Source organism: Bacillus sp. ISL-78 (assembly GCF_018613455.1).
Lineage (GTDB): Bacteria > Bacillota > Bacilli > Bacillales > DSM-1321 > Peribacillus > Peribacillus frigoritolerans.
The window spans coordinates 1-13,111 of record NZ_JAGGQC010000046.1 but is presented as its reverse complement, the minus strand read 5'-3'; the positions used below and the strand labels follow the sequence as shown (position 1 = coordinate 13,111).

13 protein-coding genes, 1 tRNA gene, 1 rRNA gene, 1 other RNA gene and 1 other annotated feature are annotated in these 13,111 nt (G+C 41.0%); of the genes, 4 read left to right on the top strand and 12 right to left on the bottom strand.

What is annotated here, in order from left to right; all coding sequences use genetic code 11:
* Positions 1-273: 273 nt before the first annotated feature.
* The 7 genes from J7I96_RS26685 to tadA all read right to left on the bottom strand — a co-directional run bounded on the left by J7I96_RS26685 (position 274) and on the right by tadA (position 4,672).
* Positions 274-543 (bottom strand): pro-sigmaK processing inhibitor BofA family protein, encoded by a 270-nt coding sequence (locus J7I96_RS26685; protein ID WP_370019689.1) that lies wholly within the window; start codon positions 541-543, stop codon positions 274-276.
* Positions 544-646: 103 nt separating this feature from the next.
* Positions 647-865: a YaaL family protein gene (locus J7I96_RS26680; protein ID WP_214774151.1), complete on the bottom strand. Its 219-nt coding sequence runs from the start codon at positions 863-865 to the stop codon at positions 647-649.
* A 20-nt stretch (positions 866-885) separates the two neighbouring features.
* Positions 886-1,482, bottom strand: coding sequence for a recombination mediator RecR (gene recR, locus J7I96_RS26675; protein WP_034316264.1), 597 nt, complete (start codon positions 1,480-1,482; stop codon positions 886-888).
* Positions 1,483-1,542: 60 nt separating this feature from the next.
* The gene (locus J7I96_RS26670; RefSeq protein ID WP_214774163.1) at positions 1,543-1,860 is read right to left on the bottom strand and encodes a YbaB/EbfC family nucleoid-associated protein; all 318 of its coding nucleotides are present in this window, start codon (positions 1,858-1,860) and stop codon (positions 1,543-1,545) included.
* A 21-nt stretch (positions 1,861-1,881) separates the two neighbouring features.
* Positions 1,882-3,570, bottom strand: a complete 1,689-nt coding sequence (dnaX, locus tag J7I96_RS26665; RefSeq protein WP_214774153.1) for a DNA polymerase III subunit gamma/tau — start codon at positions 3,568-3,570, stop codon at positions 1,882-1,884.
* Between the two features lie 183 nt (positions 3,571-3,753).
* Positions 3,754-4,018: signal recognition particle sRNA large type (gene ffs, locus J7I96_RS26660), an RNA gene on the bottom strand.
* A 147-nt stretch (positions 4,019-4,165) separates the two neighbouring features.
* Complete coding sequence (gene tadA, locus J7I96_RS26655) at positions 4,166-4,672, bottom strand: tRNA adenosine(34) deaminase TadA (RefSeq protein ID WP_285289466.1); 507 nt, start codon at positions 4,670-4,672, stop codon at positions 4,166-4,168.
* Positions 4,673-4,812: 140 nt separating this feature from the next.
* Between tadA and J7I96_RS26650 the strand changes: the two genes are divergently transcribed.
* The 3 genes from J7I96_RS26650 (at position 4,813) to J7I96_RS26640 (ending at position 6,840) form a co-directional block, all read left to right on the top strand.
* Positions 4,813-5,358, top strand: coding sequence for a cysteine hydrolase family protein (locus J7I96_RS26650; protein ID WP_214774155.1), 546 nt, complete (start codon positions 4,813-4,815; stop codon positions 5,356-5,358).
* A 173-nt stretch (positions 5,359-5,531) separates the two neighbouring features.
* Positions 5,532-6,191 (top strand): deoxynucleoside kinase, encoded by a 660-nt coding sequence (locus J7I96_RS26645; protein ID WP_214774157.1) that lies wholly within the window; start codon positions 5,532-5,534, stop codon positions 6,189-6,191.
* Positions 6,169-6,840, top strand: a complete 672-nt coding sequence (locus tag J7I96_RS26640; RefSeq protein WP_214774159.1) for a deoxynucleoside kinase — start codon at positions 6,169-6,171, stop codon at positions 6,838-6,840. Before J7I96_RS26645 ends, J7I96_RS26640 begins: the two co-directional genes overlap by 23 nt.
* A 120-nt stretch (positions 6,841-6,960) precedes the next feature.
* Here J7I96_RS26640 and J7I96_RS26635 read toward each other — a convergent pair.
* The 4 genes from J7I96_RS26635 to guaB all read right to left on the bottom strand — a co-directional run bounded on the left by J7I96_RS26635 (position 6,961) and on the right by guaB (position 11,775).
* Positions 6,961-7,053, bottom strand: a tRNA-Ser gene (locus tag J7I96_RS26635).
* 132 nt (positions 7,054-7,185) lie between these two features.
* Positions 7,186-8,463 (bottom strand): serine--tRNA ligase, encoded by a 1,278-nt coding sequence (serS, locus tag J7I96_RS26630; protein ID WP_034316273.1) that lies wholly within the window; start codon positions 8,461-8,463, stop codon positions 7,186-7,188.
* Positions 8,464-8,526: 63 nt separating this feature from the next.
* Positions 8,527-8,751 (bottom strand) — a binding site (T-box leader).
* Between the two features lie 69 nt (positions 8,752-8,820).
* Entirely contained in the window at positions 8,821-10,140 is a 1,320-nt protein-coding gene (locus tag J7I96_RS26625; protein ID WP_251025456.1) for a D-alanyl-D-alanine carboxypeptidase family protein, read from the bottom strand.
* A gap of 171 nt (positions 10,141-10,311) precedes the next feature.
* Complete coding sequence (gene guaB / locus J7I96_RS26620) at positions 10,312-11,775, bottom strand: IMP dehydrogenase (RefSeq protein ID WP_048688703.1); 1,464 nt, start codon at positions 11,773-11,775, stop codon at positions 10,312-10,314.
* Positions 11,776-11,886: 111 nt separating this feature from the next.
* Here guaB and J7I96_RS26615 point away from each other — a divergent pair, with 111 nt between their 5' ends.
* Positions 11,887-12,852: a YaaC family protein gene (locus tag J7I96_RS26615; RefSeq protein ID WP_214774161.1), complete on the top strand. Its 966-nt coding sequence runs from the start codon at positions 11,887-11,889 to the stop codon at positions 12,850-12,852.
* Between the two features lie 78 nt (positions 12,853-12,930).
* Here J7I96_RS26615 and rrf read toward each other — a convergent pair.
* Positions 12,931-13,046 (bottom strand): 5S ribosomal RNA (gene rrf / locus J7I96_RS26610).
* Positions 13,047-13,111: the final 65 nt, after the last annotated feature.

Below are 13,111 nucleotides of genomic sequence, written 5' to 3'. Positions count from 1 at the left end.
TTTGTTCAGTTTTCAAAGAGCGATTTTTCGTCGTTACTTCGTAAGCGACTTTATTATCTTATCATTTACAAAACCTGATGTCAACAACTTTTTTCATGTTGTTTTTCGGTTAAGCAATGTATGATGTCGTTATTGGCGACTCCTAATATATTATCAGGTTGATCAGTAATCGTCAATGGTTAAATTAGTTTTTTTAAAAAAAACTATAGCATGATAAAAACCCCAAGGAGATATCCATGAGGTTTTCATAAGATGACTTCGACGCACTATCCTTTAAATGATCCAATAACCAATGGCCGCCAATGCGGCAACTCCCGGTATTCCAAGCAGGCCGGCGACTGCCGAGGTAACAGGGTTGATGGGGACATGAATGCCCGCCTGATTCCCAAGTGTATTCAAAAAGAACAAAAATGCTGCACCGATAATGACCTTTATAATCCCCTGCCCTATGAACCGGACAGGTCTTAATGGCGCCCCGATAATGAGGAGCATTAAAATCAAGCCGCCAACTATTGCAACAAAGACAACTGGTTCCAAACTCATTCCTCCCCGCAAGCTTGTACTAAACTTATATGAAAGAAACGCTGGATTAAGAACCGAAAAAATGGCCATGAGGAACAAACAATCCTTCACAGCCATTTCCTTATCATCTTTTTAAGCGAACATTCCTTCTTTTAACTTCCCTGAATAAGTAGAAATATTTCACTTCCGCCAGTCTCGTTTGGGCGATTACTTCATCAGATGGATCAACGCTTTTTTCAAGTAATGATTTTTGATTATGCCAATTCCATTTCAATTGTTCAAGCTCTTCGATTAATGAATCATTGAATTCATTCCGAAGTTTCTTTTTTTTACGAAAGAACAAGTGAAGTCCTCCCAGCTATCTTATATTTCTCTTCTTCCTTCAATTGCTTTTGATAGCGTCACTTCATCCGCATACTCCAAATCTCCGCCAACAGGAAGTCCGTGGGCAATTCGGGTCACTTTGATGCCTGATGGTCTAAGCAACCGGGAAATATACATGGCTGTCGCTTCACCTTCAATGTTAGGATTAGTAGCCAAAATTACCTCCAGCACTGTTTCATCTTGCAGGCGCTTTAATAAATCAGGAATATTTATATCTTCCGGACCGATTCCGTCCATCGGGGAAATACTGCCATGCAGTACATGGTATAAACCATTGAACTCTCTCATCTTTTCCATAGCTATAACATCTTTCGGGTCCTGAACCACACAGATCAAACTTCTGTCCCTCTTTTGATCTTCGCAAATATAGCAGGGATCTTGATCCGTAATATGACCACAGACTGAGCAATACATAAGATTCCGCTTAGCATTAACAAGCGCTTTTGCAAAATCCAAAACAGTATCTTCCTTCATGCTTAATACATGAAAGGCTAATCGAGCAGCCGTTTTAGGACCAATCCCCGGCAATTTCATAAAACTGTCAATGAGCTTGGAAATTGGTTCTGGATAATGCATCGAATTCCTCCTAAAAATTTCAAAAGAAACCCCCTGAAAGGAAGTTTCTTTTGAACTTGCTTAAAACATACCCGGAAGGTTCATTCCCTTAGTGAATTGTCCCATCGTTTGGTTTGTCAGTTCTTCCGCCTTTTTCAAAGCATCGTTAGTGGCAGCCAACACTAAATCCTGAAGCATATCGATATCGTCCGGATCGACAACTTCCGGTTTGATGACTACATCGACTATTTCTTTATGTCCAGTCACGATGACCGTTACCATTCCGCCGCCGGCAGTTCCTTCAATCCTTTTTTCACCTAATTCTTCTTGTGCCTCTGCCATCTTCTTTTGCATCTTTTGCATTTGTTTCATCATGTTCTGCATATTACCGCCGCGCATACCCATTTTCCTTACCTCCAATTATTCTTTAATTTCAAGTAAATCATCGCCGACTAATTTTCTAGCCTCTGCTATAAAGGGGTCTTCTTCTTTTGATTCCGTTTCTTCTGGACCGTCGAACTGCTGTGTTGAGATGAAGTCCTCCCGCAACCTTTGCCACTGGCTTTCCGGAACTCCAGCTATCTCCATTCGGTGTCCGGTCAATTGCTGCATGATCGAGGCTATCACTTCCACGAAACGGTTATTTTCCATTGCCATTTGACAATGAATATCATATTTGAATTTTACCACAAAAGCTTCAGTTGACGCAGCAACAGGTTCTGCCTCCGTCAATAAAGCTGCCAATGACTTTTGGTTTTGCAGACCTAACTGTTCAAGCACTTCCCCCCACTTACTTTTCACAGCATTAAGATCTGGCTTTGTAGCTTGTTTCAAAACTTGATTGATCTTTCCTGCAGGTGCTTTATATGACTTTTTAACGGCCCTTTGCACCTTAGCCTGCTCTGCAGGTTTTTCTGCCATGGCTGCCGGAATGCCGTTTTTCTGCATTTCGAGTAATTTCTTCTCTAAATCTTCTATTTTCTGCTGCAGCTGTTGAAGCTGCCCGCTATCAATTTGATTTGGCCTTTGCTCATTACATAACTTCACAAGTGCCACCTCAAGGAAAATCCTTGGATGGTTTGTCCATTTCATATCCTGCTGTGTTTGATTGAAGCTTTCAATTATGGAGTAAATCGATTCAGAAGGAATCACTTCTGCCAATTCCTTGAATTGGGGATCTATCAAAACACGCTCGAAGGATTCTGCCAGTGCTGGTGCCGTTTGAAACAAAAGCATGTCACGGAAATAATAAATCATGTCTTCTATGAACCTGGCCGGGTCTTTTCCCATGGCCAGCAACTCTTCAAGGACTTCAAGTGCCACCGCTACTTCTTTATCATATATAGCTTTTGCCAGCCGGCTTAAAAACGCTTGCGAAACAGATCCGGTGACAGTCAATGCATCTTCCACTGAAACCGTCTCCGAACTGAAGGATATCGCTTGATCAAGAAGGCTTAGTGCATCCCGCATCCCGCCTTCGGCTGCCCTCGCAATGATATGCAGAGCTTGTTCATCACAAGAAACGCCTGTTTCTGCAATGATTTGTGACATCCGACCAACTATATCTTGAGGCTGGATCCGTTTAAAATCAAACCTTTGGCAACGGGAAATGATCGTTAGTGGAATCTTATGAGGCTCAGTTGTGGCCAATATGAAAATCACGTGCTTCGGAGGTTCTTCCAATGTCTTTAAAAGCGCATTGAACGCCCCTTGTGAAAGCATATGTACCTCATCAATTATATAAACTTTATATGTAACCGCGTTAGGTGCATATTTGACCTTATCACGAATGTCACGGATTTCCTCGACACCATTATTGGATGCTGCATCAATTTCTATAACATCTGATATGGAGCCATCGGTGATTCCGCGGCAGGTAGCACATTCGTTACAGGGTTCACTTGTAGGGGCATGCTCACAATTCACTGCTTTTGCTAGAATTTTGGCAGCACTTGTTTTCCCTGTTCCACGTGGACCGGAAAATAAATATGCATGTGAAACCTTTTGCCCGACCAAAGCATTCTGCAACGTTTTCGTCACATGTTCCTGCCCGACTACATCAATGAATTGTTGCGGCCGCCATACCCGGTATAATGCTTGATACCCCACGGAAATCCCTCCTTCTTTTCTCCATCTTGTTTATTATACATTACTGATTTCCTTAATATCAAAGTCTAAAATGAAATTTCATCATCGACTCATTTTTTTCAAAAATACCAAGCACTTTACCTTCTTGGCATAAAAAAAAACCCACCCGATACGAATGAGTTTTTTGTTTATGTAAAATAACTGCCGTGCACCTTCTGTCGATTAGCAACCATAAGCGTTACTTAAGCAGTTAGCTCGGCCCAGGCAACCCTGCGGCACATGAGAACTTCCACTTAATGCTGCTTCCTTCCGGACCTGACATGGTTCATGGAGTCCCATTGCGCAGGACCCGGGCGTCAACACCACTTACTTAAGGCAGGCCCTACAGAATGCTAACCTCGAGAAGGGATTCAACCTCGCTAGAGCGGATTGCGAGTACAGGGCACCGCTACCTCCCCGTCTAGCACGGCAAAAGTAATACCAATTTCACAGCGTCATTACGACGCATAATTCATTATACTAAGGTAACAAAAAAAACGCAAGTGTTGTTCTTGGACAGTTCAATTCCAATTTTATCATATGAAGCAAAGACTCATCTTCAACATTCGTTTTTCACTTATTTATTTTCTTCGGCAATCTTGAGTGCCTGCTCTCTTTTCAACATTTTCTTTCTATCCCTTAGCTCCTTAAAAAAAGAAGTCAAAATCCAGCCGCACTCTTCCCCCAATACACCGCTGGTTACATCACATTGATGGTTAAAGCGTTCATCTCGAAGTAAATCCATGAATGTGCCTGCACAGCCAGCCTTTGGATCATGCGCTCCAAAAACAACCCTTTTCACCCTTGATTGCAAGATGGCACCGGCACACATCGGGCAAGGTTCCAGCGTTACATATAATGTCGCATCTTCAAGACGCCAACTGCCAGTGGCACGGCAAGCCTCATTGATTGCAAGGAGCTCCGCGTGTGCCGTCGCATTCTGTTCCGTTTCCCTCAAGTTATGCCCCGTCGAAATAACTTGATCATCTATTACGATTAAAGCGCCAATCGGCACTTCATTCAATTGCCGCGCCTTTTTTGCTTCCTCTAAGGCTAAATTCATGTAATGAACATCATCCTTCAAAAAAAAACCCCCTCATATTAAATAGGAGTAAACAGACAAATATAAGACAAAATAAAGGTCATTACTACTTGTTCTAATGAATAGTAACGCATGCGGCATATGTGCTGCAAGTAAATTCTCACAATACAGGAGGATATACCATGAATCGACCTGAATCGCCTTCCTTTGCATTGCTTATCATTGATATGATCAATGACTTTGACTTCAAATACGGGAATATGCTCCTTGCACATACGAAACTTATCGTCGATCCGATCTTGAAATTAAAGAAGCAAATGAAAGAAAAAGGTTTTCCAATCATTTATATCAATGATCATTATGATTTATGGCAGGCTGACTTCGATAAAATCATTCATAAATGTAAAAATGAAGGTAATGCCTCATTAATCGAAAGAATAAAACCTCAACAGGACGAATTTTTTCTCATCAAGCCGAAGCATTCAGCATTTTATGGGACGGCACTCAATACACTGCTTAAACAATTAAACGTGGATACCCTGATCATTACTGGCATAGCTGGCAACATCTGCGTGCTATTCACGGCCAATGATGCCTATATGCGGGAATATAAATTATGGATTCCGAAAGATTGCATAGCTTCTGCATCAAAGGAAGATAATCATTACGCATTAAAAATGATGAACCATGTTCTCAAGGCATCCATAAAACAAGGTGAGAACCTGTAAGCATTCAATCGAACAAGGCATTAATATACATACCTCCCCACTCTTTCATCCTCTTTCTTTATCAACCTGACAAAAATGTCACTAAAGTCCCAAGTCTGTGATACAATATCTCTTGGCGAAAATCCTATGACCGGGAATTTTAGCTTGATACCTCATGAAGGAGGACAGATTGGATGAAATCCACCCCATTTATCACTGTCGAAGGTCCAATCGGCGTAGGAAAAACATCACTCGCAAAAGCTATCGCAGATCATTTTCAAATTTCATTATTAAGGGAAATTGTCGATGAAAATCCATTTCTCGGGAAATTCTATAAAGATATTGATGAGTGGAGCTTTCAAACAGAAATGTTTTTTCTGTGTAACCGTTATAAACAATTGGAAGATATCGAAAAAAAGTATCTTACTAATGACCAAGCCGTAGTGGCTGATTATCATATATTCAAGAACTTGATATTTGCCGAAAGAACGTTAAAGAACGAACAATACAATAAATACATTGAGATATTCAATATTTTAACACGGGATATGCCTGAACCTAACATGGTGATTTATTTAAACGCAAGCCTTGATACTCTTCTCTCCCGAATCGGTAAAAGAGGTCGTGAAATCGAAGAAAATATATCCTCCATTTATTTAGAGCAATTATCCGCGGATTATCGAACATTCATGGAAACATTCGAGAAACAGCACCCTGACATCCCTGTTCTTACATTCAACGGGGATGAGCTGGATTTTGTCGGGAACAAGGATGATTTGAAAACGATAATCAGCCAAATAGAGAATGCCCTGCACAAAGGAGTAAAGTCAAATGAACTTACGAAAGAAATATAATATTCCAAACAACGCCGTCATTACGATAGCAGGGACGGTTGGCGTAGGAAAATCGACCATGACCAATGCGTTAGCCGATGCCCTTCAATTCAGGACATCGTTTGAGAAGGTTGATACGAACCCCTACCTGGATAAGTTTTACGATGATTTTAATCGTTGGAGTTTCCACCTGCAAATCTATTTCCTCGCTGAACGTTTTAAAGAGCAAAAAAAAATCTTCGAATATGGCGGCGGTTTTATCCAAGACCGTTCCATTTATGAAGACACCGGGATATTTGCAAAAATGCATTATGAAAAAGGCACGATGAATGACGTGGACTACGAAACGTATACAAGCCTTTTCAATGCCATGGTAATGACGCCATACTTCCCGCACCCTGATTTACTTATCTATCTCGAAGGTTCGCTCGATGATATCCTCAACCGGATCCAAGAGCGCGGCCGTCCAATGGAACAGCATACCCCAATTGAATATTGGCAGGAAATGCACGGCCGTTACGAAGAATGGATTGATCAATTCAACGCCTGCCCTGTCCTTCGATTAAATATAAACGAATATGATCTTATGCAGGATGAAGCAAATATCGAACCTCTTATAAAACGGATTGCCGAATATATGGAGCAAACCAAGTTGTTGCGAAATGTGTAAACAGAAAAACCACCGGTTATCCGGTGGTTTTTTAATATATTAGAAAACAAAAATTCCGTTACATAACTGTAACGGAATTCATCGATATCCAATTTATGCGCTGTGGTTATTAATAAGTTATGGAGGAGGTAGAGGGATTCGAACCCCCGCGGGATTTGACTCCCCTGTCGGTTTTCAAGACCGATCCCTTCAGCCGGACTTGGGTATACCTCCGTATCAACATTTATTATATTACATGGAATCAAAATCAAAGTCAAGCCCTCTATAAAGTTTTTTTAAAATAATTTTCAAACTTTGATAAAAAGGGGAATCAGCCTCTTTAACCAGAAGCTGATTCCCTTTGACTTACGGTTTAATGACTTCCGCACCGCGCATATATGGACGTAATACTTCAGGAATGATAACACTGCCATCTTCCTGCTGGTAATTCTCCAAAAGTGCAGCGACTGTACGGCCGATTGCCAAACCTGATCCATTTAGGGTATGGACGTGTTCCGGTTTGCCTTTTGCATCACGTCTGAAGCGAATATTGGCCCGTCTAGCCTGGAATGCTTCAAAGTTACTGCAAGAAGAAATTTCACGGTACGTTCCATAGCTCGGGATCCAAACCTCGATATCATACTTTTTAGCAGCTGTGAAACCAAGATCTCCTGTACACATGCTTAGCACTCGGTATGGAAGACCCAGCAATTGGAGGACCTTTTCGGCATGACCTGTGAGGTTTTCCAACTCTGCATATGAATCTTCCGGCTTCACGAACTTCACTAGTTCAACTTTATTGAACTGGTGCTGACGAATTAACCCTCGCGTATCACGACCCGCAGATCCTGCCTCTGAACGGAATGAAGCGCTGTATGCCGCATAGCTAATCGGCAGGTCGTCCGTGCTCATGATTTCATCACGATGGAAGTTTGTCACCGGCACTTCAGCTGTAGGAATCAAGAAGTAATCATCACTTTCAATACGGAAAGCATCCTCTTCGAATTTAGGCAATTGACCTGTCCCGGTCATGCTTGCACGGTTCACCATATATGGTGGCAGCATTTCTTCATATCCGTGTTCCTCAACATGAAGGTCTAACATAAAGCTAATTAGTGCACGCTCCAATCGAGCACCAAGACCCCGATAAAATACAAATCGGCTTCCGGTCACTTTTGCTGCCCGTTCAAAATCCAGGATGCCTAGATCTCCAGCCACATCCCAGTGTGGTTTCGGTTCAAACTTGAATTCAGGTAACTCCCCCCATTTACGGATTTCGACATTATCGTCTTCCGTCTCACCAACAGGCACGCTTTCATGCGGTATATTAGGAATGGAAAGAAGTAATGTTTCTAATTGTGCTTCCACTTCACGAAGCTCATCATCGAAACCTTTTATACGGTCACCGACTTCACGCATTTCCGCAATCAACTGATCTGCATCTTTTTTCTCCCGTTTCAATATGGCCACTTGCTGTGAAACTTCATTTCTTTGGCTTTTCAACTTTTCCGTTTCAGCAATCAAGGTCCGGCGCTTTACATCCAGTTCCTCGAATTTTCCTAAATCGGTTAAATCTTCCCCCCTGAATTGCAATACACGCTTCACTTCTTCAAAATTATTTCTTACATATTTCAAATCCAACATTTCAATTCCTCCTTAATGTTTTTGATGATTTATCAAAGAACGCAAAAAACTCCCGTCCCCTGAAGAAGGGACGAGAGTTAACCCGCGTTGCCACCCTAGTTGAAGGCCTATGAAAAACGCCTACCACTTATCACGATAACGGCTTTTAACCGAAAGTATTTACTGACCCAAAAGGCTTTCCATACTCTGCTCCAGGAGGGATTCACAAAACTCTCACACCGATTTCCACCAGCCATCGGCTCTCTGTAGAAAGAAATACTTGTTACTATTTCCTGTCATTGCTTTCTTATATAATCAAATTGTTTTCCATAATGTACTATAATTTTATACATTACGCAACCGTTTTATACAGTAAACTTAAAACCAGCCTTTAACAGTGGAAGCTACACTGCTCCAAACGTCTCCAAAGAATCCGCCAACCGCCCGCATTGATAATACGAACCAGTTTGCCTTTTCAACGGATTCGGCAGCTACGACGTTAACCTTTACTGGATCGCCGTTGATGTACCCGTAATCTTCTCCTTTTTTAGGAGTGACTGTGATGTAGCCTAGCTTTTCACCTTTTTTGATTGGTGCAGTCAGCTTACCATCATCATTCAATTTGTTTTTATCGATCACTAAATCTGTTTTATAGTTGTCTTTCCCACCATTTTCAACAAGTAGCTCGATTGCTTTTTCAGATTGAATCTTAACGTCTTTTTCCTTGCCTTTCACTACTGGAAGTGTTTCTTTCCCTTTCACCTGGTAGTTGGCTGGAAGGACTTTTTCCTTTTTAAATGTTGCATAAGCATAGTTCATAAGCTTAGTGCTATCTGCAAAACGTTGGTTTTTATTAGTGGACTTCATGACCACCGTGATATAACGCTGACCGTCCCGGATAACCGTCCCTGTATGGCCATAACCGGCAAAGTCGGTAGATCCCGTCTTTAGTCCGTCTACGCCTTTATATTCAAAAATCAGGCCAGGAAGCATCCAGTTGAAGTTCGGATATTCTTTTCCATCACGGAACTTCAATTTAGGAATGCTGGCGATTTTTAAAACTTCCGGATAATCATTTATTAAACGATAAGCAAGAAGTGCAGTATCTTTTGCTGTCATGATATTTTCATCATCTTCATCACCTGAAGGATATTGCCCTAACAAATCAGAGTTATTCAACCCGCTGGCGTTAACGAATTTATGATTTTTCAAGCCTAATTCCTTTGCTTTTTCGTTCATTAACTTAACGAAGCTCTTTTCACTTCCGGAAACTAGCTGTGCTAAAGCTACTGTTGCCGCATTTCCTGAATAGACGGCCATAGCTTGATATAGTTCCTTAACTGTATAATCTTCACCTTCCGTTAACCCAACATTCGACAAATTGGGTGCTTTTGAAAGGTCATGTACATATTTATTTATTTTTACTTTTTGATCCCAACTGATTTTCCCATTTTCAATTGACTCCATTATGATGTACTCGGTCATCATTTTAGACATGGATGCAATTCCTAATACTTTATCGGCATTTTTTTCATACACGATTTGTCCCGTTTCACCATCGATTATGATGGCTGCCTCTGCTTTTAAACCTAAATTATCAGATTCAGCAACAGCTTCCCCCGGTTGATAGGCAAATTGCGACATAACAAGAACAAAAACAAAAGTGAAAATGAGGGTCATCTTGCTGATTTTTTTCAATTTCCAATACCTCCAACTTTTAAGCTAATCTCTATAACAAAGAAGAAACTTTATGTAAATCCCTTGACACCTTGTCTAGTTTATCACAGAAAAAATAAAAAAAATAGACAGAGTAATCGCAGACTCTGTCTATTTTAAATAAATTTTAATGACGATTATATGTTAAATTCATTACATGGAGTAGTTCGGTGCTTCTTTAGTGATTTGGACATCATGAGGATGGCTCTCCCTTAATCCGGCACCGGTCATTTTGACAAATTGAGAGTTTTCTCTCAACTCTTCCAATGTGGCTGTACCGCAATATCCCATACCTGAACGAATGCCGCCAATCAGTTGGAAAATGGTATCTGATAGAGGTCCTTTGTATGGAAGGCGCCCTTCGATGCCTTCCGGAACGAATTTCTTGTTATCTTCCTGGAAGTAACGATCTTTAGATCCTTTTTCCATTGCAGCAACGGATCCCATACCCCGATACACTTTAAAACGGCGACCTTGGAAAATTTCCGTTTCGCCAGGGCTTTCAGTTACACCTGCAAGCATACTGCCAAGCATTACTGCATGTCCGCCTGCAGCCAGGGCTTTAACGATATCACCTGAATATTTAATTCCGCCATCAGCGATAATCGTTTTACCATGCTTTCTTGCTTCTGTTGCACAATCGAAGACTGCCGTGATTTGTGGAACACCTACACCGGCTACAACCCTTGTCGTACAGATTGATCCTGGTCCGATTCCCACTTTCACTACATCGGCCCCCGCTTCAATCAATGCTTTCGTCCCTTCAGCTGTTGCCACATTACCTGCAATGATCGTCAATTCAGGATATGTCGCGCGGATTTCCTTCACCATTTCAAGGACGCCTTCTGAATGACCGTGAGCAGTATCAAGTACAATTGCATCGACATGGGACTTAACTAGCATTTCAACACGCTTCATTGTATCCTTAGTGACTCCGACTGCAGCACCTGCAAGCAATCTACCTTGCTTATCTTTCGCCGAATTCGGGAACTCAATGACTTTCTCGATATCCTTGATCGTAATAAGTCCTTTAAGAACTCCATTATCGTCTACAAGGGGAAGCTTTTCGATTTTGTACTTTTGAAGAATTTTCTCTGCTTGCTCCAAGTTAGTTCCTACTGGCGCTGTGACGAGATTCTCAACAGTCATGACACTGGAAATCTTCAAGGAAAAATCGGAAATAAATCGCAAATCACGGTTTGTAATGATACCCACAAGTTTTTGATCTTCAATATTGTTGACTACAGGAACACCCGAAATGCGATATTTACCCATTAAATGCTCTGCATCGAATACCTGGTGATCTGGCGTCAAGAAAAATGGATCGGTAATTACACCGCTTTCTGAACGCTTTACTTTATCCACCAGTTCAGCTTGTGCTTCAATGGACATATTTTTATGAATGATACCCAATCCGCCTTGACGAGCCATGGCAATCGCCATCTCTGCTTCTGTCACGGTATCCATTCCTGCACTGATGATAGGAAGGTTGAGCTTTAAGTTTTCAGCTAAGTTGACTTGAAGGTTGACATCTTTCGGCAAAACCTCTGATTTCGCTGGAATTAATAGGACATCATCAAAAGTTAAACCTTCTTTTGCAAATTTATTTTCCCACATTATTTTCCCCTCCTGCTTAAAAATATTATTTGTAGGTTATCAATAGGACATACTACTGTCAAGAAGAGAAATAAATGTTTGATTATTCTATTAATTTGGAGGACAGCTGCAATGCCTGAAAACAATGATAATTTCGATAAATATACACCTTTTTTTTCCGCATCTTCCTCTCAACTTTTTTTACAAAAATGTTACACACAAGAAAAAATAGCAGAAGCGGAAATCAAAAGTTATGATAATTGTTATCCATTTATTTACCATCTTGAACATGCTAAAACTTATTATAATCAGGCAGCCATTGCACCACTTTCCATTCAACCAATCCTTACATTTTACGGATTCGCCCAATTATTAAAGGCTTGTCTGCTCACGATTGATCCAAACTATCCGGAATCAACTTCGATGCTTGCCCATGGGGTAACTACAAGGAAAAAGAAAAAGCAACAATATGAATTTCTGAAGGATGAAGTGAAAACGCAAAAAAATGGACTTTTTACCTGCATCGCCGAGAAATTATTTCATATCAAGCATCTGGAAGGTGAAAAATTTTCCATGGGTACACTTATGAAAGAAATCCCGGATATGCAAAACTTTACATGGTCCATTTCCAAGAAAAATTTCGTCGCCCTGCTACCCTGTTCCAATGGTTTTCAATTGCCTTCAACCATATTGGATAGCTATCAAATGTCCAGCAGTCGATTGGAAGAATTTTTGAAAGCTAAAACAAATCAAATTTACAGTATTTCGGAAGCTCCTGGAACACTGCATTTAAAAACAGAGGGTGTTCCTATACATAATGCCACTTCTCCAATACGGTATAATTTGGCGGAAGGACAATTTATGCTATCTCTAAATAAAGATTCATCCGCTTTTTCATTACCTGAACTTTTGATCCATTATTTGATTTCTTATAACCTTAGCATAATAGCTCGGTATGAAACAGAATGGTGGGCAGAGCTGATGAAAACCATGCCTAATGACGATTACCCTTGCATTGTGCAATTCCTTAAAATAAGCCAAGCTAAGGTGCCATTTTTAATATTTGAATGGATTAAGTCGGAAAGGTTCCACAACTGATACTTCCAACACCCTATGTGAATTGATCTGTCCTGAAACGACAAAAAAGACCAGCCGGATGGCTGATCTTTTCAAATGGCTTGGCGGCGTCCTACTCTCACAGGGGGAAACCCCCAACTACCATCGGCGCTGAAGAGCTTAACTGCCGTGTTCGGAATGGGAACGGGTGTGACCTCTTCGCTATCGCCACCAAACATAAAAGGAACGTTGTTCCTTCAAAACTAGATAATAAGAAGGCATTTCATTTTTTAAAAAGCGT